The sequence below is a fragment of the Flavobacterium sp. MK4S-17 genome (assembly GCF_009848495.1).
GTDB lineage: Bacteria > Bacteroidota > Bacteroidia > Flavobacteriales > Flavobacteriaceae > Flavobacterium.
Window position 1 is genome coordinate 174293 of sequence record NZ_WWEP01000036.1, and the last position, 25607, is coordinate 199899.

Here is a 25607-nt window from a genome sequence, read left to right on the forward strand (position 1 = left end):
AATAGTTTAAATAGAGATTATTGAATTGCATAAAAATAAATGTATGGAAATTGAAAAATCAATACTTGATAAGGTAAATATATGGCTCACCTCGCCTTTTGATGCTGAAACACAGGAAGCTGTAAAGGAAATGATGGCATCATCGCCTAAAGACCTGGAAGAAAGCTTCTATAAAAACCTTGAGTTTGGCACCGGGGGCATGAGGGGCGTTATGGGGCCGGGCACTAACCGCATCAATAAATATACTTTAGGAAAGGCTACCCAGGGGCTTTCAGATTATATTAAAAAATCATTTCCCGGTGAGCAGGCCAAGGTTGCTATAGCTTATGACTGCCGTAATAACAGTAATACACTGGCTAAAGTGGTTGCCGATGTATTTTCTGCAAATGGAATAAAAGTGTATTTATTTGAGGATATGCGCCCTACACCGGAGCTTTCATTCGCAGTAAAAAAGCTTAAATGCCATGCAGGAGTGGTACTTACAGCTTCACACAATCCGCCGGAATATAACGGCTATAAGGTTTACTGGCAGGATGGCGGCCAGCTTGTGCCACCACAGGATGCCGAAATTATAAAAGTTATAGAAGAACTGGAATACAGCCAGGTAAACTTTAATGCCAATGAAAGCCTTATTGAATATATAGGCAGTGATATGGACAGGGCTTTTATACAAAACTCTCTGCTTACGGCTACGTTTAATACCTCTCCGGAAGCAAAAAGTAACTTAAAGATAGTTTACACACCGCTTCACGGCACTTCTGTAAAACTAATTCCGGATTTGCTTGAGGATGCAGGCTACAACAATGTGAGTATTGTTGCTGAACAGGCAAAGCCCGACGGAAATTTCCCTACTGTAAAATCACCAAATCCTGAAGAGCCGGAAGCCCTTACAATGGCCATAGAACTGGCAGACCATACTGATGCCGATGTGGTTATAGGAACTGACCCCGACAGCGACAGGCTTGGTGTAGCCGTTAGGAATGGTAATGGAATTATGACATTACTTAACGGTAACCAGACTATGGTACTGATGACGCATTTTCTTTTAGAACAATGGAAAAAACAGGGCAAATTAAAAGGCGATGAATTTATAGGCTCTACCATAGTTTCCACACCTATGATGATGGAACTGGCAACAGCTTATAATGTAGAATGTAAAGTGGGGCTTACTGGCTTTAAATGGATTGCAAAAATGATTAAGGATTTCCCGGAGCAGCAGTTTATTGGCGGTGGCGAGGAAAGCTTTGGCTACATGGTGGGCGATGCCGTTCGTGATAAGGATGCTGTTACCTCTACCCTGCTGCTGTGCGAAATGGCGGCACAGGCTAAGGAAAAAGCCAGCTCGCTATACCAGGAATTGCTTAAGCTGTATGTTGAATATGGGTTTTATAAAGAGTACCTTATATCAATTACCAAAAAGGGAATTGAAGGGGCGCAGCAGATAAAACAAATGATGGCCGGACTTAGGGAAAAACCACTAAAAGAAATAAACGGTCAAAGGGTAGTAATGGTGGAAGACTATCAGGCTTCAAAAGCCAAAAACCTTTTTACCGATGAAGAAGAGGAGCTGTACCTGCCAAAATCAAACGTGCTTATCTACTATCTTGAAGATGGCACTAAAATATGTGCAAGGCCAAGCGGTACAGAACCTAAAATAAAATTTTATTTCAGCGTTAATGATACGCTGGACGATGTTAAGAACTTTAAGCAGGTAGAAGCCCGTCTTGATGAAAAGATAAAAAACATCGTAAAAGAGATGAACCTTAATTAATTGAATGAGTAATTATAAAAAAATATACCGGTTTGCATTACCGTATAAAAAATATGCTGCATTAAACATTTTTTTTAATGTGTTTTATGCACTGTTCAGTACACTTTCATTTGCAGCATTAATACCGGTATTAAAAGTAATTTTTGATGATAAACGGGAGATATATAAAAAGCCCGTATATCACGATTTTGATGGGTTGAGTTCCTTTAAAGACTTCTGTGAGGACTACCTTAATTACCTGCTTACCACACTTATTGATAAGCATGGGGTTTTTATGGTATTACAATATATAATAGCAATAATAATAGCTTTATTCCTTCTTAAAAACCTGTGTAACTACCTTGCCCTCGTTTTTATAACCCGATTAAAAACAGCCGTGGTTAAAAACATAAGGGATACATTGTATGATAAAATAGTAAAACTGCCTTTTTCCTATTATTCCTCTACTTCAAAAGGGGAAGTAATAGCAAAGGTTACAACCGATGTAAATGAGATAAGCAACTCCTACCTCACTATCCTGGACATGATAGTAAAAGAGCCTTTAACCATTTTATTTGCTTTGGTAACCATGTTCTTTTTAAGCACCAAGTTAACGCTGTTTGTGCTTTTGTTTATACCTGTTTCCGGCTTTATAATTTCAAAAGTAGGCAAGTCGCTGAAAAAGAAATCGCACATGATGCAGCAGCAGCAGGGCAAAAACCTTTCCATCCTTGAAGAAACAATTGGCGGACTTAAAGTGATAAAATCGTTTACAGCCGAGGATAAGTTTAATGCTAAGTTCAGGGCAAACAGTAAGCGCCTGCATGATTATGCGGTAACAGTTGCCAACAGGCAAAACCTTGCATCGCCTTTAAGCGAATTACTGGGAATTATAGTAATAAGTATATTGCTGATGTATGGAGGCTACCTTGTATTTGTAGATAAAAATATGGAAGCAAGCTTTTTCCTTACTTATATATTGTTTGCTTATAATATCCTTACGCCTGCAAAAGATATATCAAAGGCGAGTTATAACCTAAAACGTGGTAATGCCTCGGCAGAAAGGATTATACAAGTGCTGGAAACCGACGACCTGATTAAAGATAAACCTGGCGCCGTTGAAAAAACAACTTTTGAAAACAGCATTACACTGGAAAACATAAACTTTGCCTATGAAAAGGAAAGTGTACTTAAAGATTTTTCCATTACTATTAATAAAGGTGAAACCGTTGCGCTTGTGGGGCAATCCGGCAGCGGTAAAAGTACTATTGCCAACCTGCTTACACGGTTTTATGATGTACAGGAAGGCAGTATAAAAATTGATGGGACTGACATCCGCGACTACAAGGTTAAATCTTTAAGGCAGCTAATGGGGCTTGTTACGCAGGACAGTATCCTGTTTAATGATACCATACGCAATAATGTAGCTTTAGGAAAGCCTGACGCTACGGATGCAGAAATAATTGATGCGCTGAAAATTGCAAATGCCTATGAATTTGTAAATGAACTTCCTGAAGGTATTGAAACCAATATTGGCGATAGCGGCAATAAGCTTTCAGGCGGGCAAAAACAAAGACTGAGCATAGCACGTGCCGTTTTAAAAAATCCGCCCATAATGATACTGGACGAAGCTACATCTGCACTTGATACCGAAAGTGAAAGACTGGTTCAGCAGGCTCTTGAAAACATGATGCAAAACCGCACATCGGTTGTTATTGCCCACAGGCTTTCAACCATACAAAAAGCAGATAAAATTGTGGTCATGAAAAAAGGCCGCATTGTAGAACAGGGAACGCATGATGAACTGATTGCACAGGACGGAACCTACAAAAAACTGGTAATGATGCAAAGTTTTGAATAATAGAATAGCTGCTAACGCAGCTATTCTTTTTTTAATATAAAAAATACCTATATGCCCAAAAAAGCAATTATATACGACCTTGACAATACTGTTTACCCTGTAAGCTCTATCGGCGAAAAACTTTTTGGCCCTTTATTCGCCATTATTGAAGAAAGCGGAAAACATAATGACGATATGGAAGCAATTAAAAAGGCAATTATGCGCACACCTTTTAAACTTGTGGCAAAGCGTTTTAATTTTAGTGATGAGCTTACACAAAAAGGGATTGAACTGCAAACTAACCTGGAGTATAAGGATGAAATAAAAACCTTTGACGATTATCCTGAAATCCTCAATATACCCGGAAACAGGTTTTTGGTAACAACAGGATTCCCTGTTATGCAGCACAGCAAAATAACCGCTATGAATATACGGGAAGATTTTAATGAAATCCATGTGGTTGACCCTGTTACAACCAACAATACCAAAAAAGATGTTTTTGCAGATATATTACAGCGTTATAATTACACTGCGGATGAAGTAATAGTTGTGGGTGATGACCCGGAGTCAGAAATAGCGGCAGCCAAAGCCCTTGGGATAACTACCGTATTGTATGACAAATACAGCCATCAGGAACAGGATTTGGCAGATTATACTATAAAACACTTTAAGGAACTAAAAGATATTTACCTTAATAGTTAAAAACTAATAACATATATTTAACCGGGTTACGTTTCAGGCTTTTGTAATTTTATAACTATAACAGGCATATTATGTTTATATCAAACAAACACATTACCCTGCCCGCCCCCGATACTATTGTATGGAAGTACCTGGATTTATCCAAGTTCCTTGACCTGCTGCTGTGCAGGCAGTTATTTATGTCGCGTTCGGATAAGTTTGAAGACCAGTATGAAGGAACCTTTAGCGAGCCTACATTTGAGGAGCTTAAAAAAATTTCGGAAAACAATCCTGAATTTTTAGACAATTATAAAACCCACCGCAAAAAAGTGGTTATCAGCAGCTGGCATATTAATGAGTATGAGTCGTATGCTATGTGGCAGATATTTACAAAAAATAATGAAGGGCTTGCCATACAATCTACCGTAGGAAGGGTGCAAAAAGCACTTGACCTGGAAAAATGCTATGAGCAGCATATTGGCGAGGTAAAATATATTGACTATAAAAAGGAATATATCCCTTTTGATAACAACTTTTTCCCTTTCCTGTTTAAAAGAAAAAGCTTTCAGTATGAGCGTGAAGTAAGGATTATTGCCGACTTAACACAACAAAATATTGAAATTGACGAAGGCGTTAAGGCAAATGTAGATATTAACCTGCTGATTGAAAAAATATATATACACCCCAAATCGGAAAACTGGTATAAAAACCTTGTTATAAAGCTAATGAATCAGTTAGGATTTGATTTTAGTATAGAAAAATCTGATTTAGAGAGCGATATACTTATTTAATTAACAGGCTCATATACGGAAACTGCCCAGTCAGGCGAAAGCAGGTCAACATAATGGTAATGCACCCTGTCATTTTTATCAAACGCACCATTTTTATTAATATCCTCAATCGTGCGGAAATAAATCCTGTTTTGTGCTTCCACCAAATTCCAGTCAATAAGTTCCTGTATATCCTGGGAAAGTTTTGTAAGCTTATTGCCGCTTATATCGCTTATGTATAATGACTTTATATCGTTAACATCAATTTTACCGTCCTGGTTGGTGTCAGAGTCTACCAGTGTATAAACCAATATCTGCTTTTTATTCCTCTCGGCAATAGTATTTAAAAACGTGGCTGTCTGTATCTGGATTTTTTTATCGGTAAGCGGCCTTAGCGAGGTAGAATCAATATGCTGAAATTTAAGATTATCAAAATAACCCGTTATTTCAAAACGGTTATAATTGGATATGGCATAGCTTACATTATTGGTGCGGCTGCTGCCATAGCTCCTGTTGTTATCTTCATAAACCCTTATTCCGCCTATGGGGTGTATAAGGTACTTTGTACCTTCCATAAGAACGGGAAGGTCAGCCACTTCAATTTGGGATGAGTCGGTGTTTTTTGGTGCGGCTTCTGCTTTCTTTTCCTTATAGATAACTTTTGGCTTAGGTTTTTGTTCCTTACAGCCAAAAACTGCAAAAGCAGAAAAGGCCAATAAAAGTAGTGCTGATTTTTTCATTTCCCTTTTAAAGATATATACCAAAAGTAAGCAAAATGTTTCAATAATTAAATCCTGACATTCAGCTTAAGGCTGAAAACACGGCTGGTAAGATAATTAGGTATGCCATACTGGCTCTTGGTGTACACATCCCTTACCCATGTATTGGTTATTGAGTTCTGGTTATTAAAAAGGTTGAAAATTTCCAGCCCCAGTGCAAGCTCGTTAAACATAGCGAGCCAATGCCCTTTTGGATATTGCTTGGTGCCATCGGTAAATACATAGGAAAAACCAATATCGGCGCGGCGGTAGTCGTTAAGCCTTGTCTGGTATTGGTACGGGTCGGCATAAGAAGGTGAGCCACCGGGCAGCCCTGTATTATAAACAAGGTTAAGGTACACCTTCATATTCGGTATGTTGCGCACATAGTCCTGGAAAAGCACACCAAACTTCAGCCTTTGGTCAGTTGGCCGCGCTATATACCCCCTGTTGTTTATATTTTCTTCGGTTTTTAAGTAACCAAAGGTAAGCCAGGATTCAGTACCCGGAACAAATTCGCCATTCATGCGCACATCAAGCCCGTAAGCATAAGCTACTGCATCATTATCGGCACGGTAACGGATACGCACATTTTCCAGCGTATAAGCATTAACATCATCCAGCTTTTTATAATAAGTCTCGGAAACAAGCTTAAATGGCCTTTCCCACATTTTAAAACTGTAATCATTAGCCAATACAATGTGTATGGAACGCTGTGCTTTTACATTTGGCCTTAAGGTTCCCGATGAATCCCTCAGTTCCCTGTAAAAAGGCGGCTGGTGGTAAAAACCTCCCGAAAGGCGGAAAAGCATATCGCGCTTCCATTGCGGCTTTATAGTAAATTGTGCACGCGGGCTGATAGTTACCTGGCTGTCGCCATTAGGCCCGTTATCTACAGATACCTGCCATTGGTGCGCCCTTACCCCTGCATTCATCCATATATCGCTTGTACCCAGCTTTGCCCTCCTGCTCCACTGCAAATAGCCTGAAAAACGGTTTATCTGTGCAAAATTGGTTGCCCTTACGTTTTGAAATGGCACCAGCGGCCCTGTGTAAGGGTTATAAGGCTGGTCGTTAACCGGCAGGTCAATCCTCGGCGGATTTATGGAAAACCCGGCTGAGTCAATAACCTCCCACTCCACAAGCCGGTCGCGTATATCTTCCCTGGTATATTTTATGCCCCATTCCACCAGGTTGCTTTTAATATCATGGTATCCCTTTACCTCGGTATTTACAATAAGGGCATCAAGGTCGTTACGGGCATGGTTTAGCTGTGCACCTGCGGCACGTGCAAACTTAATATCGCCGGTGTTGGCTCCTGTTTCAAGGCTGGTTTCCACCTCGCCCAGCGCATACTGTGCTAAAATATCAAAATGTTCCTGCTCCTGCGTGTGGTAAACGGAGCCAATTACTTTCAGCGTGAAATTGTCCGATACTTTGTACGTTGATTTCATAGCACCAAAATAGGTGCGGTATTCATCTTTTTCCTGCCCGTCATAAATAATCTGCAGGGCGATGGGATTATCGATAGTACCAAAATTTGTCTGCCTTGAAAGCGGCTGGTAATGGTATTTGTTTTGTGAAACATTACCTAAAAAACTGATTTCCCATTTTTCACTGGGATTAAAATTCACCATGGCCTGCACATCGGTAAATGTGGGCCTGAAATTGGTTTCCGTTTCCTGGCTGTTTACCAACAGGCTGTTGTCCCGGTAGCGTGCCCCAACTATGGCACTCCACTTTTTATTTTTAGATATACCTTCCAGTGTAAGGCTCCCTCCAAGAAAACTCGCTTCAAGCTCGGCAGCATAGCGCACCGGCCTTCTGTATGTGATATCAAGCACCGAGGAAAGCTTGTCGCCATACTTAGCCTGAAAGCCACCCGATGAAAAATCAACATTCTCCACCATAGTGGTGTTTGTAAAGCTAAGCCCCTCCTGCTGTCCGCTGCGTATAAGGAAAGGACGGTATATTTCAATATCCTCAACATATACCAGGTTCTCATCATAATTACCGCCACGTACTGCATACTGTGTGCTAAGCTCATTATTAGAGTTACCGCCAAAAAGCTTTATTATATTTTCAACCCCCGCATTGGCTCCGGGAATTTTACGTATAATATCCGGTGCTATCGCCGTTATGCCCTCTACCCGGCGCCTGCCTGTTTCGGCGTCAATAACCATTTCGGCCATCTGCTGTATGCCGGTACTCAGCATAAGGTTAAACTCAAAAGTGTCATTTGCTCCCATTTCCAGCACTATTGAGGAAAGTTTGAAGCTAATATGCGAAAACCACACCTCCACCTGCCTGTCGGCCGGGATTTTCAGTTTATAAAAACCTGTACGGTCTGATGTGGTTTGTTCCCGCCTGCCTGAGTTGTCGTAAAATATATTTACACCCTCTATGGGTTGGCGGTTTTCATCTAAAATGATGCCGTATAGCATTGGCCCCTGCTGTGCAAAAAGGGCGGCACTGAACAATAAAAAGCCCAGTGTTAGTATCTTATTTATTGTTTTCAACAGAAGCTTTATTTTGGGTCCTGAAAAAATGCGTTTCAAAGGTAGCAGAATTTCCTACATTATCGGTTACCACAATCTTTAAATCATTTCGTCCTTCATCAGCAATTCCATCACTAAAATTGTGGTATATAATCCTGGTTTTATAATCATAATGCATTAATATCCATTTACCATTCAGCCAGGCATCAAAAGTTGCTATGCCTGAAAGGTCATCACTTATTTTTACGCTGAATGTATCCTTTTCACTAAGCCACTGCCCTTCATTAAAGCTGGGGCTGTAAATAGTGGGTGCAGTATTATCCTGCTCAAGCCTGAAATTACCCATGTACCTAACCTGAGCCGTTAGCCTGCCCTCCTCCATATAGCTGTTATTATAACTTTTTCTTTTCCCGGTAACGCCGGCAATAAAGGTTTTTTGCAAAACTTCGGGCGACAGGTGCTTTACATCAAACGAAACAGTGAGCGGGGTATGAACCGGTACATTTTCAGGATGCATAATCAATGTAGAATCCTTAACGTCAAAATCCATATAAAAATCTTCGTAAAATGAATTGGCGGGAATAAATACCGAAATGCCGTTTTTGGTATAATTGTGGTCATTAGCCGCTTTTACAAAATAATTTGTGATGGTTTTAGGCTCCCTCACCCTTGCCGGGCTGTCGGAATATTCTACCGAACCCTGTATAACCGTTTTATTGTCATGAAAATCGGAAACCTCTATCCTGTAATTTTTAGTAGTGCCCGGCAGTATGTCATACTGGCCATTGAAAGTATTATCCTTAACAAGGGTTAAAGGATATGGGGTTTTTACAAAAAGCTTCTGGAAACGCTGCCCTGTTGCATAATATTTAGCATAATCAATAAAGTTGTTTATATATCTTGACTCGCTAAAGGCAAACGTGTTGAACGTATAATTATACCCGGGGCTTCCATTAAAATAGGTTTCAACCTTATAGATGCCGTTGTGCCCGGTACTCCCTGTGGACTTATCTGTTGTACTTATGGAAAAGCCTACTTTCCCTTTTGCCAATATTTTATCCGCCAGGTATGTACCGTCCTTCAGTTTTCTTAAGCCTACCAGCATAGGCGTTGCAGCCTCATTAATCACAGCATTATCATTTAATGGGTAAACCATAAGCCCATGTACTGCAGGGGGATAAGGGTCTTTCATTTTCTTATCGAAGCCGAACAGCAACGGGTTTAAAATCATTTCGGTTTTGGTATCCCTTATTTCAAAGTGCAGGTGTGGCCCGCCTGAACCTCCCGAATTACCCGAAAGCGCAATAAGCTCCCCACTCTCCACTGTTATTTCACCCGGCTTGGGCATCAGTTCAATATCAAATGATTTTTTTTCATATTGTTTTGCCCTTACATAATCCTCAATTTTCGGGGCATACTCCTGCAGGTGCCCATATACTGTTGTATAGCCATTAGGATGATCTATATACAAAGCTGTACCATAGCCGTATGCCGAAACTTTAATACGGGAAACATAGCCCTGTGCCGCTGCATAAACCGGATGGCCGGTTGCCTGTTTTGTCCTGAAATCAAGGCCCGAATGGAAATGATTGCTGCGAAGTTCGCCAAATGAACCTGAAAGGTGCGCAGGCAGCTTCATGGGCTTGCCAAAATAATCCTGAGGATACTGCACCTGTGCAAAAAAGCACGATGAAAACAGCAAAAATAAAGGTAAAAATCTCATAGGGCTAAAATATGAAAAGCAACCGAATAAATAGTAAATAACCTACTGAACAATATAACTGTATGCCAGGCAATTTATTACAGGCTTTTTAAATTATTATAACATTTTTTTATAAAACTATTGGAAGTAACTAAAGTAATATTAACTTTGTAGAATGATGTAATGAAAATTGACTGTTATGAGCGGATTATCCGAAATAGTTGATTCTCTTGAACTTAAATTTGAAAGGCTCGCCCAAAAAATAGAGGGTCTTGAAAAGGAAAAGCAAGAGCTGGAAAATAAAGTTTCCCAATCGGCTATGGTTATCAGCAGGCAGTCGGAGGAAATAGTTTTGCTTAAAGAGCAGAATGAAACTTTAAAAATGGCCAATTCATTACTGGGCAGTGACGAAAATAAGAGAGAAACAAAACTCAAAATAAATTCATTGATCCGTGAAATTGATTATTGCATAGCACAACTTTCTGATTAGAAAGCAATGGATGAAAAGCTTAAAATAAAAATATCAATTGCCGACAGGGTTTACCCGTTAACAGTGAACCCGGCACAGGAAGAAGGCCTTAGGAGCGCTTCCAAAAAAATTGATGCCACTATTAAGCAATTTGAAGAAAACTATGCAGTGAGGGATAAACAGGATGTTTTAGCCATGTGCGCGCTGCAATTTGCAGCACAGGCCGTACAAAAGCAGATTGACAATTCTACAGGGGTTGAGGATGCTTTTAACAGGCTGAAGGAAATGGATGAAAAATTGGGTATGCTTCTTGATAATAAATAAAAAAACGTTCTTAAACATACGTCAATAATACTGCCTACATTAGTACATATTTGATAAACTCAACGCCAATTCTTTAAAATGGGCGAATCTCCGCTACTAAAGCAAGCTGCCTCCGAGCAGATCCTTGAACAGCGGGTTAGCTCAAAACTTGTCTTTTCGAGTTTATACAATCATTCTAACGTAGGCTTTTTTATTTTATAAACACATAAAACAAAAATGGATATATTATTTATAATTATTGGAATTGCAGTGGGGTTCGGTATTGGCTTTGCCATAGCAAAATCTATGGAAAAGAAAAGTGCCGACAGTGTTATAGCCAATGCTAAAAAAGAAGCGGCAGCCATAATAAAGGATGCCACTAATGAAGGCGAAAATATTAAAAAGGATAAAATACTTCAGGCGAAGGAAAAATTCCTTGAATTAAAAGCAGAACACGAACAGGTTATTTTAGGGCGTGATAAAAAAATTGCTGAAGCGGAAAAAAGGACACGTGATAAAGAATCGCAGGTATCTAACGAGCTTTCCAAAGCCAAAAAGCTTAATGATGAAGTTGAGGCTAAAATTGCAGACTATAACAACCGTATAGACCACCTTGATAAAAGGCAGCAGGAAATTGACCGCCTGCATAAAAGCCAGGTGGAGCAGTTGGAGGTTATATCGGGCCTATCGGCAGATGAAGCTAAGGAACAGCTTATAGAAAGCCTTAAAGCCGAAGCTAAAACAACCGCCATGTCCTACATACAGGATACTGTTGAAGAAGCAAAGCTCACCGCACAGCAGGAAGCCAAGAAAATTATTATCAACACCATACAGCGCGTAGGTACAGAAGAGGCTGTTGAAAACTGTGTATCAGTATTCAACATAGAATCTGATGATGTTAAAGGCCGTATAATTGGCCGTGAGGGGCGTAATATACGTGCGCTTGAGGCTGCAACCGGTGTTGAGATTATTGTGGATGACACCCCGGAAGCAATCATACTTTCCTGTTTTGACCCTGTAAGGAGGGAAATTGCAAGGCTGGCACTGCACAAACTTGTTACCGATGGCAGGATTCACCCTGCACGTATTGAGGAAGTAGTTGCCAAAACAGCAAAACAAATTGAGGAAGAAATTGTAGAGGTAGGTAAACGTACGGTTATAGACCTTGGCATACACGGGCTTCACCCGGAACTTATAAAAATAGTGGGAAGGATGAAATACCGTTCTTCTTACGGGCAAAACCTGTTACAACACTCCCGCGAGGTTGCCAAGCTTTGCGGTATTATGGCTGCGGAACTGGGACTTAACGTTAAACTTGCCAAACGTGCAGGGCTTTTACACGATATTGGTAAAGTTCCTGATGCGGAAAGTGACCTTCCACACGCATTGCTGGGTATGCAGTGGGCTGAAAAATATGGTGAAAAAGAAGAAGTTTGCAACGCCATTGGTGCCCACCACGATGAAATAGAAATGAAATCAATGTTATCGCCAATTGTGCAGGTTTGTGATGCCATATCGGGCGCAAGGCCGGGTGCAAGAAGGCAGGTACTGGATTCTTACATACAAAGGCTTAAAGACCTTGAGGATATTGCCTATGGCTTTGGCGGTGTAAAAAGCGCTTATGCCATACAGGCAGGAAGGGAACTGCGTGTAATAGTGGAAAGTGAAAAAGTGAGCGATGAGATGGCTGCGAACCTTTCCTTTGAAATATCGCATAAAATACAAACTGAAATGACTTATCCCGGACAGGTTAAAATTACTGTTATAAGGGAAACCAGGGCGGTTAATATTGCAAAATAATTTTTCTATATATAAAAAAAAGGCTGCCATCAGGCAGCCTTTTTTTTATTACTTACTTAACTTATACAATAAATATTTTATCAAGGTCTTCCTTGCAAATAGGCTTTAAAAAATAATCGGCCACAATTTCCCCAAATTCTTTTGATTTATTGATATCCACATCATTATTAGATGAGCTGATCATATAAATCAATGTTTTTTTAGGCAGGTTTGTCTTTATTTTAGAGTACTCATCTAAAAACTGCCAGCCATTCATTATAGGCATATTAACATCCAAAAGGATTAAATCAGGCAGCATGCTTTCATCAGTAGTTTTTTTTATGGCCTCGATGGCATCCTGCCCGTTGCCAAAAAATGTTGTTTCTACATCTATACCGTTTTGCTTAAGAAGATTTCTAAACAGGAAATGGTATATTTTATCATCATCTATAACATATAATTTATTAATCTTCTTCATTAAAATAAATTTTAAAAGTAGTACCCTTATTCACTTCGCTAAGCACCTCGATTTTGCCGCCCATAGCCTCAATTTGGTTTTTGGTAATAAACAAGCCTATACCCCTTGAATTTTGGTGCTTATGAAAAGTTTTATACATACCAAAAAGAGAATTTTTATGCTTTTTTAAGTCAATCCCCAAACCATTATCTGAAATAGATAAAACCTTTTGCCCGTCAATTATCTCAAAGTCGTACGAAAGCATCGGCTTTCTTTCCGAACTTGAATATTTAATAGCATTTGTGGTAAAATTCAGTAAAATGCTTTCAAGGTAGGCAGGATTATAATTTACAGTTACATCCAGTGGTATATTAATTTCAATATTAACCCCATGCTTGGTAATTTCGTTGTGGAGTATAGTTAATATATTTTTTAAGTAATGCCTTAAATTTAATTTTTCCTTTACGGTTTTTATTTCAAACTGAATTTCAACCAGCTCTTTGAGGTGGCCTATTGTAACATACAGCCCATCGGATATAGCCTCCAGGTGTTCCAGCATTTGCTCTTTTTCATCCTCTTCAGCACTTTTAAAAAGGTCAAGCAGCATTTTAAGGTTACCGGCATGCGACCTTAGATTATGCGAAACGATGTGGGCAAAATTCAACAGCCTGTTATTTTGGTTGCCAATAATAGTTAATGTATCCCCCAGTTCTATTTCCTTTTCCTTTAACTGTGTTATATCTTTATGTGTACCTATACACCTTATCGCCTTACCCTTATTATCAAACTGCACTGCACGCCCACGGCTTAAAACCCACCTGTAATTTCCGCTATCGGTTTTTACACGGTAAATACATTCATAAAAAGGTGTTTTACCTTTTAAATGGGCATTTTTAGCAGCATTATATTGTTTTAAATCATCAGGATGTATCCTTTCCACCCAATATTCCAAAGGTACAGTAAGCTCTTCTTCTTCCTTACCTATAATTTTCATTGACTGCGCCGAAAAATAAATAGCATTTGAGGCTAAATCCCAATCCCATATACCTTCGGATGCTGCTTTTAAGGCATACCTGTAGCGTCCCTCAGAAATAAGGAGCTGGCTTTCCTGGTCTTTTTTATCAGTAATATCGGTAACACGCCCAAAAAGACATATTTTACCGTTTTCACTTTCTTCCGTTGAAGCATTTACACGCATCCAGCGTAACCCCTTTTTTGGCAATTGAACCCTGAACTCGTGATTCCAGGGCGTAAGCGTTGTCCTGGCACGATCAATTGATTGGAGCAGCGCCTCCTTATCTTCTGGAAAAATAATTTCCCTTAAAAACATTTCAGGATCGGCTTTAAATTCTTCTGCGGTTATTTCAAAAGTATCTTCAATAGCATCACTTACAAATATCCTGCATTCATCATCATCATACCCGTTTAGCCCTACCCTAAATATAAGGTCAGGCACCTGCGCCAGCAGTTTCCTGTAAAAAAGATTTAAATCTTCTGTATTATTAATCAATTCAGGCATACAGTATATCCATATTCTATAAACATACAAAGTTAATTTTAGTTTTAAAAATACTAAATCTAAATATTGTTAATATTTATTTCCTGGGATGAAATGTATTAATAACATTAGAAAGGAATTTCCTGTCCAAATGCATATAAATCTCGGTGGTTGTAATAGATTCATGCCCCAGCATTAATTGTATTGAACGCAAATCAGCACCGTTTTCAAGCAAATGCGTAGCAAAGGAATGCCGGAATGTATGGGGGCTTATAGTTTTATTTAACCCTATTTTTTTAGCAAGCTGCTTTATAATGGTAAAAACCATGGCCCGTGTAAGTATCCTGCCGCGCCTGTTTAAAAATAAAGTATCTTCAAACCCCTTTTGTATGGTTATCTTGTTCCTATCAGTGTTACAGTAAATGTTTATATATTTTTGCGTGTGGCTGCCTATGGGCACAAAACGCTGCTTATTGCCTTTGCCCGTAATTTTTATAAAGCCTTCTTCAAAAAACAGGTCAGAAAGTTTAAGATTAACAAGTTCAGATACACGAAGCCCGCAACTGTATAGTGTTTCTAGCATTGCGCGATTGCGTTCACCCTCGTTAGTGCTTAAATCTATAGCGGCAATAAGGCTGTCTATTTCTGAAGTTGACAAGGTATCGGGGAGTTTACGCCCAAGCTTTGGTACCTCTATAAGTTCAATCGGGCTGCTGCTGCGGTAATCTTCAAAAACAAGATAATTAAAAAAGCTCTTCAACCCTGAAATTAATCTTGCACGGGAACGTGGATTTAATTGCTCGGAAATATCATAAATAAATTGCTGTATAGTTTCTTCATTTACTTCCAACGGAGACACATCCATACTATTATCAAAAAAGTACCTCACCAGCCTGTTAATGTCAAACAGGTAATTTTCAATAGAATTATCTGCAAGCCCCCGTTCAATTTTCAGGTAGCTCTTATATTCCTTTATGTAACTACCCCATTTATCCATTCGGGTTAAAGTTATGTGAATTAAGAATTCTTTGACAATAGCGCTGTAAGTAATACAATACTTTTGAACTACAAAACTAAAACTTATTAAATGATGAAACTATTTAAATTTATTTCGGCAGGAGCATTAATGCTGGGTGCAGTAACTTTTACAAATGCACAGGATAATGCAAGTAACATGAATTCTATGGCTGTTAGCTTTGGTGTAAAAGGTGGTGTAAACTTTGCCACAATTACAGGTGATGATTTTGACAGCCCTGATTCAAGAACAAGCTTTCACGTGGGTGCGCTGGCTGAATTTCCGGTGGCTGAAATATTTTCAGTTCAGGTAGAAGCCTTGTATTCAGGCCAGGGTTTTGAAAGCGATATTGATGGAGACCTATTTGGAGGGGACGGCAAAATTGAGTATCAACTGGATTATATAAACGTGCCGGTTTTAGCTAAATTTTACCTTATTGAAGGCTTAAGTATTGAAGCAGGTCCACAGTTTAGCTTTAAAGTAAATGAGGAAATAGACATTAATCCTAATGGAGATGACGGTGATTTCCCTCTTGACGATACTGATTATGAAGCGAAAGATTTTGAATTTGGTATTGCAGCCGGACTTACTTTCCAAACTGACATGGGGCTATTTGCTACAGGCAGGTATAACCTGGGTGTAACTGATATTATTGAAGACAGTGATGCAAGGAATTCAGTTTTCCAGATAGGTATAGGATATAAGTTTTAATGAAATGCATAAAACAAAAAACCTCCCAAATGGGAGGTTTTTTTATATATACCTATAAATTAAAATTTATAAACTACACCAAAATTAATGTCGCTTAAATCTAAACCTATCTGGAAAGTATCTGTAGAATCAGCTCCATCAAAATCAGGCTTAACAGTAGTATAGCCTAATATTCCGAAAGTAGCCTCTAAAGCAAAATGGTCAGAAACAAAATAGCTAATACCAGGTGCCACACCTATATTTATTCCATTTACTTTTACTTCAGTATCAACTACATCAACTTCAGTTTTTGCAGTAGCGTAAGCTACATTTAACTGCCCGAAAAGTGAAAAATCATTAGCAGGAGTAAAGTAGTACCTACCAAAAGCACCTATTTCAAATGCAGTGGTTTTTACTTCAAATGTATCTCCTTCTTCTGTAACATCACCTTTGCTTGAAGCAAATCCTAAAGAAAGTCCAACAGCTATATTGTTATCAACAAAATAAGCTGCCCTTGGTGAAACAATAATACCATTAGTTTTAAAGTCACCGGTTTTTTCAGAAGTAAAATTTAAACTACCTGAAATAAAAACATCACCCTGAGAAAATCCTTTTCCTGTTGTTTCCTCCTGAGCGTTAGCAAAACCAAAAGCCATAAGAGCTACGGCAGATAATAAAATTTTTTTCATTGTTATTTAATTAATGATTTATGCTGCGAAAATAATAAAAAAACAAATCCAAAACTTAGTTCCTTTAACAAATAATCTAAGATTAATCCTTATAATATTTTGTTAAAGTAAAAAAGCCTCCCATTGGGAGGCTTTTTATTAAATTGGCTATATTATTAAAAACGATAACCTACACCTATTTGGAAACCGGTAGTATTACCATCTACACCATCAAAATCACTAATATTAGCTAAACCTGCGTTATACCTGGCATCAAAAAATACACCCATTGGTAGCTCATAACCAGCACCTATGCCTAAACCGAAGTCAAATGATTTTACATTATCATCAATTTCTTCATCAGCAGCAACTTTAAAACCAAAATGAGGACCAGCCTGAATGCTTAAACCTTCAATAACATAGTATTTAGCCATTACAGGTATCCTTATATAATCGATACTTGCATCCTCAGCACCTTCGTTAGAATATAGAAGTTCTGGTTGTACATGAAATTTTTCAGAAACACTAAAATCTGCAAGAGCGCCCACATAAAAACCTGTTTTTCCATCGGCGTCAAAATCACCACCAATATTGGTAAAGTTAGCACCAGCCTTAACACCAAAATTGATTTCCTGAGCTTGTGCAGCTGCACCGAAAGCCATAAGGGCAACAGCTGATAGTAATAATTTTTTCATTTGTGTTTAAATTTTTAATTGTTACGTAAGGCAAATGTATAAAAAATATTAATAGGAAAACTACCTAATATTAGGTATTTTTTAACTATTTGTTAGGAATAGCTTATCATATTGTAACGCTAATTGTAAAATGTAAGTAATTTATGAAACTTTTAACTTATCACATCTTTTTAATTATGTAATTTTTCACTGCAGTTATAAAGGGTTTGCTTTTTATATTTAATTTTGGGGCCACATAACAAAACATGAAATTAAATATGAAAAAATTATTACTTATTGCTGTTTTATTTTTTGCAGGGACTGTAGCATATTCCCAATCATACGGTATTAAGGCCGGAATGAATATTGCAACGCTGGATGGTGATGATGCGGATGCTTTAGATCCTGAAGCAATAATAGGCTATCATGTAGGATTTGTTGCTGAACTGAGGATATTTGACAACCTGACTTTGCAGCCTGAACTATTATATTCTATACAAGGTGCGGAACTGAATAATAAAAGATATGAGTTAGGGTATATATCATTGCCTGTAATGGCAAAATTTTACCTTAACGATAACCTGAACCTGCATTTAGGCCCACAGGTAGGCTTTTTGGTAAGCGAGTCTAACGAAATTGATGAAGACAATAGCAATACCCTGGATTTTGGACTTGCGGGAGGGCTTGAATTTTTTATAACTGACGGCCTTTTTATACAGGCACGTTACAGTGCAGGATTCAGTGAGATTGCCGAGGGCAGGGACATAACAAATTCTGTTTACCAGGTATCGCTGGGTTATATGTTTTAAACAACTTAAACTGATTATAATATGAAAAAGTTTTTTGTAGCAATGGTAATGTTTGCAGGTGCATATACAGCACAGGCACAAGGTATTGATTTTGGTATTAAGGCAGGTGCCAACTTTGCAAAATTCAATGGGGATTTGGATAGTGATGGTATCACCAGTTTTCATGCCGGGGCTGTACTTGAACTTAATATTGTGCCTAATTTTTCAGTACAGGCCGAAGGCCTTTTCTCATCTATGGGTGGTAAAGCAACTTTAGAAGCGGAAGGAGTTGAAGGCGTTGCTGAGGATATAAATTTAGATTACATATCTGTTCCTGTACTTGCAAAATTTTATGTATTACCCGAAACATTAAGCCTTATGGCCGGGCCGCAGTTTTCATTTTTAGTTAATGATGCTGATGACCTTGATGCTGAAAGCTTTGACCTTGCCCTATCCGGTGGTGCAGAGGTTAAAATTATAGGCGGGCTGTTTGCACAGGCAAGGTATAATATAGGCCTTACCAATGTGGTGGACAGCGAGCTTACAGGGGATGCAAAAAATGCTGTGTTCCAGCTATCTGTCGGCTATATGTTTTAAAATATAACAGTAGATTTTTAAACCTGCCCCCGGGCAGGTTTTTTTATGGTTATAAATGTTAAATTTTTTGTTATAGCCTATCAGCACCTGCTTTTGAATGATTATTTTTACAAAAAGATGACGAATGAATATTATAATAATAAATGGCCCAAACCTTAACCTTTTAGGAAAGCGTGAGCCTGATATATATGGCAGCCTTTCCTTTGAGGGCTATCTTGAAATGCTGAAGGAAAAGTTTCCGCAGGTAACCCTAGAATACTACCAGACAAATATTGAGGGAGAAATTATATCCAAAATACAGGAAACAGGTTTTGATTATAAAGGCATAATATTAAATGCAGGGGCTTATACACATACTTCCATAGGTATTGCCGATGCTATTAAAGCGGTTACCACACCAGTTGTGGAAGTCCATATATCCAATACATTTTCAAGGGAAACATTCAGGCACCAGTCTTATATCTCTCCTGTTGCGGCAGGTGTGGTTATAGGCTTCGGGCTTAAAGGTTATGAACTTGCCCTACAATCATTAATTTCCAAATGAATATGAAAAAAGCCTTTGTCCTGCTCTTTATACTAACCGGCCTTTGCAATTACGCTCAGGTTAAAGGACGTATAACTAACCCCACTGGAAAAGGCATACCCGAAGCGGTAATTCATATAAAAGGTACATACATAGGTTCACCGGCTAATGAAAACGGTTATTTTTATATCGATTTTAAGGAGAAAGGGGATTATACTTTTGTAATCAGGGCACTAGGGTACAAAACAAAAGAGGTAAAGGCTGACATAAACCGCTTTCCCCATGTATTTTATACATCGCTGGAAAAAGAAAACCTGCAAGCCACTACCCTGCCTGCAGACAGTATTGTTAATAAAGCTATAGCAAACCGTTTACAAAATCTTGAAAAGCAATCTAAATTTGAAGCTGACTTCTACTCAAAGGGAACGGTAGTAGTAAAAGACGTGCCAAAAGAAATATTATGGCAGGAAGTGGGAGATTTGGGAGGGGCTCTTGACTCAACCCGCAGTGGGATACTTTACCTTTCAGAAACATTGTCGCATATAAAACAGGAAAAGCCCGGCAAACTACACGAACACATTATTGCATCCAAAACCAGCGGAGAGGAAAATGAATACAGCTATAATAATGCCGAGGCTGCCGAGTTTAATTTTTACAGGAATATACTGCCTTTTGAGGTAAACGTGGTTTCACCTATTGCCGATAACGCCTTTAATTATTACAATTACACACAGGAAGGGACTTTTAAGGATGAAGGCTTCAACATACATAAAATAAAGGTAAGCCCTGCACGCGAAACCTCACCGGCTATGAAAGGCTATATATATGTAACCAGGGAAACAGGCGAACTTTATGCCGTAAACCTGAGCATAGCAGGAAGCCAGGTAAGGCAGGCATTACTGGACACACTCACTATACGCCAGAATTTTTCCTACAATCCTAAAAGTAAAATGTGGTTTAAAAATGTCCAGTCAATTAACTTTAAGGCAAGCCTGCTGGATGTAGATGCTTTAGGCAATTTTATATTTAGCTACAGCAATTATAACTACAACCCTGAATTTGAAAAACTAAGCAACGAAATATTATTTGTTGAACCGGAAGCCAACAAACGCCAGAATGAATTTTGGTATGAGAGGCGCCCCGTACCGCTTACCAGCTGGCAGATTGCAGATTATACAAAAAAAGACAGCATACAATGGCGGGAACAAACAACAACATATAAAGACTCTATAGACAGGCGGCGGAACAAACTTACTATTTTTGGTGCAGCACTGGGTTATACCTATTATAACACCGCCGAAAACTGGGATATTCATTTTTCAGGGCTTATACGCAGGCTGGGATTTAATACAGTACAGGCCTATAATACTGAACCTTCATTTACTTTTACAAAATATAATAGGGAAAAAGGCACTTATACTAAAATAGGCACTACCTTTAACTATGGCTATGCCGAAAACAGGTTTAGGGCAACAGGCAGCGTTTCCAGAAAGTACAACAGTTTTACTGATGCTATAATTACCCTATCGGGTGGCAGCAGTATAGAGCAATTTAATGCTGAAAAGCCTATAAACCGTATCGTAAATACCATAAGCACACTTTTTTTCAGGGAAAATTACATGAAACTATATGATAATAATTTCATCAGGCTAAGTTATCAGGAAGAGGTGGTTAATGGCATATATATTTACGGTAATGCGGAATATACAAGGCGCAGGGCAGTTTTCAATAATACTGATTTTTCAACCCTGAAAGATAAATATAAGCCTTATACATCCAACAATCCGTTATTGCCTTATGATTATGATACGCCTGCTTTTGAAAAGCACACTATGTACAAGGCTTCTATAGCAACACGGATAACATTCGGTCAAAAATACAGGACATTGCCTACCGGAAAAGAAAACCTGCCGGAAACTGATTTCCCGCGACTGTACCTTAAATATGAAAAAGGGTTTGCATCCAACATAGACGATTATAATTTCAACCATTTGTCCGCAAGGGTTACCTACACGGTTTCACCGGGTAATGTAGGTGAGTTTGGCACCAATTTAAGGGCAGGAAAATTTTTCGATTCAGAGAATATTGCCTTTACAGATTACAGGCATTTTAACGGAAATCAAACTCATATTGGCAAATCAGAACGGTACCTGAATGTATTTAATTTCCTTCCTTATTATACACACAGTACAAACGACCAGTACTTTGAAGGGCATGCAGAGCATAATTTTAAGGGATACCTTACCAACAAGATACCGCTGATAAACAAACTGAACTACCATCTGGTAGCAGGCTATCATTTTTTAAGCGTACCTGAACATAAGCCTTATATGGAATTCACAGTGGGGCTGGATAACCTGGGTTGGGGAAAATTCCGATTCCTGCGTGTAGATTATATCCGCTCTTACGAGAATGGTTTTATTGGCGATGGCGTTATTTTTGGGCTCACCTTCTTGGATATACTGGAATAATAATTATTTTTTTCTTGAAACACTGCCCTTAAAATCCTCCAGCGGCTCCTTGCGGCGTATGCGCTGTATATCTTCCCACGTGGCACACTTAACGGTAAACTTCACTCCGTCAATAAGTATCGGCAATGTTACATATTCAACACCTGTCAAGTCTTCATTAAGGTAGTCTTCCATATCTTTTACAGAATAAAACCATTCCTTATCAAACTGAACCTTATTAATAGTACTCTCTTTTATTAATAAAGCCTCACTAATCTTTTTCATTATTATTTATTCTTTACATACACGTGCTTTATATTGCCTTTACCAGTTTCCCTTTCATCCACTTCAAATGTTTTTATGCTCTTTATCAATTGCAGCATTTTAGAAAAACCATAATTCCTGGGGTCAAAATCAGGTTGCTTTTTTAAAATCAGGTTGCCCAGATCACCTAAAAAGGCCCATCCGTTCTCGTCGCCCAAATCATCAATACTTTGCCTTATAAGTTTAATAAGCCTATTATCTATTTTGCTAAGGGTTTCTTTATTTTTGGTCTTCACTTCAGCTACAACCGTGTCATCCTTTTTACTTTTTACCTTTGGTTTGCTTTCCTGAATCTTAATGTCTTCCTCATCGCCAAGAATTTCTATATAGATAAATTTATCGCAGGCGGTGATAAAAGGTGTCAGTGTCTTTTTTTCGCCAATACCTATTACTTTCATCCCTGCTTCCCTAAGCCGTGTAGCCAGCCTTGTAAAATCGCTGTCGCTTGATACAATACAAAAACCGTCAACCTTGCCTGAATAAAGTATGTCCATGGCGTCAATAATCATAGCACTGTCAGTAGCATTTTTTCCGGTTGAATAGCTGTATTGCTGTATAGGTGTTATAGCATTTTCAAGCAAAACCTTTTTCCATCCGGCTACTGTAGGCTTTGTCCAGTCGGCATATATTCTTTTAAATGTGGGAGTCCCGTATTTTGCTATTTCTTCAAACATAGCTTTTACATTAGAGTAAGGAACGTTATCCGCATCAATTATAACAGCAAGCCTTAAGTCCTGTATTGTATTCATAAAAATAAATTTTACTCAAATATACAATATTGATACAACCATTTATCCATACACTTCGTCTATATGTTATACCAATACATTATTGAATCCATTAATCAAATAAACCAACACATGTACAAAATTTTCACTTCTCTATTCCTGTTTGCTGTTCTTACAGCTCAGGCCCAGATAAAGGGTACAATAACTTCGGCTGACGGGCAGCCCGTACCTTTTGTAAGTATAACCATAGAAAACACCTATACCGGCACAACTGCCAATGAAGAAGGCAAATATGAATTGATGGTAAAAAAGACCGGCAGCTATACCCTGCTCTTCCAGTCAATAGGTTACAAACCCGCAAAAGTAACTTTAAATGTTACTTCTTTACCCTACACGCACAACATAACACTTCAGGATGAAAGCTACCAGCTTAATGAAGTGGTTATTTCCAACACAGAAGACCCTGCTTATGCTATTATAAGGCAGGCCATAGCACATAAAAAGGAAAACTCTGAAAAGGCAGGGCGCTTTGAAGCTGATTTTTATTCAAAAGGGCTTTTTAAAGTAAAAGATGTACCTAAAAAAATAATGGGAGTGGAAGTTGGCGATATGGATGGTACGCTGGATTCTACCGGTACCGGGATTATTTACCTTTCGGAAACAGTTTCAAAAATTACTTTTGAACAGCCTGATAACCTTAAAGAAAGGATTATTGCCTCAAAAGTGAGCGGCAACGACAAAGGTTTTAGTTATAATACTGCCATGGGCACACACTATAATTTTTATAATAACTACATAAAATTTAATATAAACATGGTGTCGCCTTTGGCTAACAATGCATTTAATTATTACAGGTTTAAGCTGGAAGGCAGCTTTTTTGATGAAAACAACAACCAGATAAACAAGATTAAAGTTATACCCCGCCGAGATAAAGAGCCGGTTTTTGAGGGTTATATTTATATAGTGGACGACAGTTGGGCTATTTATGCCATTGATTTTGATATTAAAGGCTACAGGACACAGCAGCCCATACTGGAAAACCTGAATTTGAAACAGAATTTCAGCTATAACAGCAATAACAGGATATGGGCAAAAAATTCGCAAACTTTTGACCTTAATGCGGGGCTGTTCGGTATAAAGTTCAATGGTAATTTTACCCATGTTTACACCAATTATGTATTTCATGATAGTTTTGATAAAAAGACATTCGGCAAGGAAATAGTTTACATTGAGGAAGAATCGAATAAAAAAGATTCTACATACTGGAATGTTGTAAGGCCTGTAACCTTAACCGATGAAGAAGCAAATGACTATGTAAAAAAAGACAGCCTCCAGGAATTAAGGAGTTCTAAAACTTACCTTGACTCAATTGACAGGAAACATAATAAATTTAAGGCTATTGATATACTTATGGGATATTCCTACTCGAATTCCTATAAAAAAACATATTTTAATTATAAAGGCCTTGCCGATATAACTTCTGCAGGCTTTAATACTGTACAGGGCTGGAACATGGGTACCGGGTTTTCATTAACTACACAAAACGAAGATAAAGGCACGGCTAATTTTGCAGGTGTTGACTTTAACTATGGCTTTGCCGAAGACCGCCTGCGTGTTACAGGGCGTATAGCCCGTAATTTTGGCAGGAATAAAGGCACACTGCACATATATGGCGGCAGCAAAGTGCAGCAGTTTAATCCATCCGAACCTATCACTCTTTTAATAAACACGGTAAGTACGCTTTTCTTTAAGGACAATTACATGAAGCTTTATGATAAAACATTTGCTGCCGCAACCTATGGGCGTGAGGTATTTACAGGCTTAAACATGCAGGGTACTGTTGAATATTCCAGAAGGAAGCCATTATTTAATAACACCGATTATGTATTAATAAAGCAGGATGATGAATACACCTCAAATAATCCGCTTGACCCTTATAATGAAGAATCTGTACCATTTGAAAAACACAACCTTGTTAAAGCTACTGTTGGTGCCCGCATTAATTTTGGGCAAAAATATATAACCCGCCCGGATGGTAAAATAAATGTAAGCACGGGCAACTATCCAAGCGTGTACTTACAGTATGAAAAAGCATTTGCCGGAAGCGAAAAGCAATATGAGTATGATTATATAGGCATGCAAACCAGCTATAATGCAACCCTTAGCAACAAAGGAGATTTAGGAATTAATTTAAAAGGAGGTAAATTCTTTAATGCAGAAAACATTTCCTTTGCTGATTATAAACATTTTAACGGCAACCAGACGCATATAGGAACCGGAGAACGTTACCTTAATGTTTTTAATTTACTGCCCTACTATTCACACAGTACAAACGACCAGTATTTTGAAGCACATGCCGAACACAACTTTAAAGGTTATATAATGAATAAAATTCCTTTACTGAATGAACTGCAATGGAACCTGGTTGTAGGCTACCACAATATTTCTACACCTGATTATAAGCCTTATCATGAATTTACTGTAGGCTTTGATAATATTGGCATTGGTAAATTCAGGTTTTTGCGGGTTGACTACATACGCGCCTACCAGGGAGGTTTCCAAACTGACGGAGTGGTATTCGGTATGAAGTTTTTAGATATACTATAATCAAATAAAAAGCCCGCTATAAGCGGGCTTTTTATTAT

At 38.5% G+C, this 25607-nt stretch carries 23 protein-coding genes and 1 other RNA gene; 14 read left to right on the forward strand and 10 right to left on the reverse strand.

The annotated features are described in order from the left end of the window. Positions 1 to 43: 43 nt before the first annotated feature. The 4 genes from GSF09_RS13175 to GSF09_RS13190 all read left to right on the forward strand — a co-directional run bounded on the left by GSF09_RS13175 (position 44) and on the right by GSF09_RS13190 (position 5062). Complete coding sequence (locus tag GSF09_RS13175) at positions 44 to 1771, forward strand: phospho-sugar mutase (RefSeq protein ID WP_159802238.1); 1728 nt, start codon at positions 44 to 46, stop codon at positions 1769 to 1771. A gap of 4 nt (positions 1772 to 1775) precedes the next feature. After that, positions 1776 to 3611, forward strand: coding sequence for an ABC transporter ATP-binding protein (locus GSF09_RS13180; protein WP_159802240.1), 1836 nt, complete (start codon positions 1776 to 1778; stop codon positions 3609 to 3611). Positions 3612 to 3662: 51 nt separating this feature from the next. After that, a complete protein-coding gene (locus GSF09_RS13185; RefSeq protein WP_159802242.1) occupies positions 3663 to 4292 on the forward strand; it encodes an HAD family hydrolase in 630 nt (209 codons plus the stop codon). A 71-nt stretch (positions 4293 to 4363) separates the two neighbouring features. Next, complete coding sequence (locus GSF09_RS13190) at positions 4364 to 5062, forward strand: hypothetical protein (RefSeq protein WP_159802244.1); 699 nt, start codon at positions 4364 to 4366, stop codon at positions 5060 to 5062. On the opposite strand, the gene GSF09_RS13195 is transcribed toward GSF09_RS13190, so the two are convergent. Genes GSF09_RS13195 through GSF09_RS13205 form a run of 3 tightly spaced genes read right to left on the reverse strand, consistent with a single transcriptional unit; the run spans position 5059 to position 10020 of the window. Continuing rightward, on the reverse strand, positions 5059 to 5781 hold the full coding sequence (locus GSF09_RS13195) for a hypothetical protein (RefSeq protein ID WP_159802246.1): 723 nt from the start codon (positions 5779 to 5781) through the stop codon (positions 5059 to 5061). The genes GSF09_RS13190 and GSF09_RS13195 overlap by 4 nt on opposite strands. Before the next feature lie 47 nt (positions 5782 to 5828). After that, the gene (locus GSF09_RS13200) at positions 5829 to 8318 is read right to left on the reverse strand and encodes a carboxypeptidase-like regulatory domain-containing protein (protein WP_370516007.1); all 2490 of its coding nucleotides are present in this window, start codon (positions 8316 to 8318) and stop codon (positions 5829 to 5831) included. Beyond that, on the reverse strand, positions 8302 to 10020 hold the full coding sequence (locus GSF09_RS13205; protein ID WP_159802248.1) for a M23 family metallopeptidase: 1719 nt from the start codon (positions 10018 to 10020) through the stop codon (positions 8302 to 8304). Before GSF09_RS13205 ends, GSF09_RS13200 begins: the two co-directional genes overlap by 17 nt. Before the next feature lie 178 nt (positions 10021 to 10198). Between GSF09_RS13205 and GSF09_RS13210 the strand changes: the two genes are divergently transcribed. From GSF09_RS13210 to rny, 4 genes are all read left to right on the forward strand, one after another. Continuing rightward, positions 10199 to 10489, forward strand: a complete 291-nt coding sequence (locus tag GSF09_RS13210; RefSeq protein WP_159802250.1) for a hypothetical protein — start codon at positions 10199 to 10201, stop codon at positions 10487 to 10489. Positions 10490 to 10495: 6 nt separating this feature from the next. Then, positions 10496 to 10792 carry a cell division protein ZapA gene (locus GSF09_RS13215; RefSeq protein WP_159802252.1) on the forward strand — a complete coding sequence of 99 codons (297 nt, stop codon included), beginning with the start codon at positions 10496 to 10498 and terminating at the stop codon, positions 10790 to 10792. Positions 10793 to 10849: 57 nt separating this feature from the next. Further along, a non-coding RNA gene (gene ssrS / locus GSF09_RS13220) (6S RNA) lies at positions 10850 to 10956 on the forward strand. A 52-nt stretch (positions 10957 to 11008) separates the two neighbouring features. Then, positions 11009 to 12571: a ribonuclease Y gene (gene rny, locus GSF09_RS13225; protein ID WP_159802254.1), complete on the forward strand. Its 1563-nt coding sequence runs from the start codon at positions 11009 to 11011 to the stop codon at positions 12569 to 12571. Between the two features lie 61 nt (positions 12572 to 12632). Here the strand turns inward: rny and GSF09_RS13230 are convergent, their stop codons facing one another. The 3 genes from GSF09_RS13230 to xerD form a co-directional block, all read right to left on the reverse strand. Next, on the reverse strand, positions 12633 to 13028 hold the full coding sequence (locus GSF09_RS13230) for a response regulator (protein WP_159802256.1): 396 nt from the start codon (positions 13026 to 13028) through the stop codon (positions 12633 to 12635). Then, positions 13015 to 14526 carry a PAS domain-containing sensor histidine kinase gene (locus tag GSF09_RS13235; RefSeq protein WP_159802258.1) on the reverse strand — a complete coding sequence of 504 codons (1512 nt, stop codon included), beginning with the start codon at positions 14524 to 14526 and terminating at the stop codon, positions 13015 to 13017. Before GSF09_RS13235 ends, GSF09_RS13230 begins: the two co-directional genes overlap by 14 nt. 76 nt (positions 14527 to 14602) lie before the next feature. Beyond that, complete coding sequence (gene xerD / locus GSF09_RS13240) at positions 14603 to 15502, reverse strand: site-specific tyrosine recombinase XerD (protein WP_159802260.1); 900 nt, start codon at positions 15500 to 15502, stop codon at positions 14603 to 14605. Positions 15503 to 15592: 90 nt separating this feature from the next. Between xerD and GSF09_RS13245 the strand changes: the two genes are divergently transcribed. Further along, positions 15593 to 16231 carry a porin family protein gene (locus GSF09_RS13245; RefSeq protein WP_159802262.1) on the forward strand — a complete coding sequence of 213 codons (639 nt, stop codon included), beginning with the start codon at positions 15593 to 15595 and terminating at the stop codon, positions 16229 to 16231. A 59-nt stretch (positions 16232 to 16290) separates the two neighbouring features. Here the strand turns inward: GSF09_RS13245 and GSF09_RS13250 are convergent, their stop codons facing one another. Beyond that, positions 16291 to 16899 (reverse strand): outer membrane beta-barrel protein, encoded by a 609-nt coding sequence (locus tag GSF09_RS13250; protein WP_159802264.1) that lies wholly within the window; start codon positions 16897 to 16899, stop codon positions 16291 to 16293. Between the two features lie 155 nt (positions 16900 to 17054). Continuing rightward, on the reverse strand, positions 17055 to 17573 hold the full coding sequence (locus tag GSF09_RS13255) for a porin family protein (RefSeq protein WP_159802266.1): 519 nt from the start codon (positions 17571 to 17573) through the stop codon (positions 17055 to 17057). 257 nt (positions 17574 to 17830) lie between these two features. On the opposite strand from GSF09_RS13255, the gene GSF09_RS13260 reads away from it, so the two are divergent. The 4 genes from GSF09_RS13260 (at position 17831) to GSF09_RS13275 (ending at position 21931) form a co-directional block, all read left to right on the forward strand. Further along, positions 17831 to 18361, forward strand: a complete 531-nt coding sequence (locus tag GSF09_RS13260) for a porin family protein (protein WP_159802268.1) — start codon at positions 17831 to 17833, stop codon at positions 18359 to 18361. A 21-nt stretch (positions 18362 to 18382) separates the two neighbouring features. Further along, a complete protein-coding gene (locus GSF09_RS13265) occupies positions 18383 to 18937 on the forward strand; it encodes a porin family protein (protein ID WP_159802270.1) in 555 nt (184 codons plus the stop codon). A 124-nt stretch (positions 18938 to 19061) separates the two neighbouring features. Then, positions 19062 to 19481, forward strand: coding sequence for a type II 3-dehydroquinate dehydratase (aroQ, locus tag GSF09_RS13270; protein ID WP_159802272.1), 420 nt, complete (start codon positions 19062 to 19064; stop codon positions 19479 to 19481). 2 nt (positions 19482 to 19483) lie between these two features. Beyond that, on the forward strand, positions 19484 to 21931 hold the full coding sequence (locus tag GSF09_RS13275) for a DUF5686 family protein (RefSeq protein ID WP_159802274.1): 2448 nt from the start codon (positions 19484 to 19486) through the stop codon (positions 21929 to 21931). Positions 21932 to 21934: 3 nt separating this feature from the next. Here the strand turns inward: GSF09_RS13275 and GSF09_RS13280 are convergent, their stop codons facing one another. Both GSF09_RS13280 and GSF09_RS13285 read right to left on the reverse strand, forming a co-directional pair. Beyond that, entirely contained in the window at positions 21935 to 22195 is a 261-nt protein-coding gene (locus GSF09_RS13280; RefSeq protein ID WP_159802276.1) for a hypothetical protein, read from the reverse strand. 2 nt (positions 22196 to 22197) lie between these two features. Beyond that, the gene (locus tag GSF09_RS13285) at positions 22198 to 22983 is read right to left on the reverse strand and encodes an NYN domain-containing protein (protein WP_159802278.1); all 786 of its coding nucleotides are present in this window, start codon (positions 22981 to 22983) and stop codon (positions 22198 to 22200) included. Between the two features lie 111 nt (positions 22984 to 23094). Between GSF09_RS13285 and GSF09_RS13290 the strand changes: the two genes are divergently transcribed. Beyond that, on the forward strand, positions 23095 to 25569 hold the full coding sequence (locus tag GSF09_RS13290; protein WP_159802280.1) for a DUF5686 and carboxypeptidase regulatory-like domain-containing protein: 2475 nt from the start codon (positions 23095 to 23097) through the stop codon (positions 25567 to 25569). The last annotated feature ends 38 nt before the right edge of the window (positions 25570 to 25607 follow it).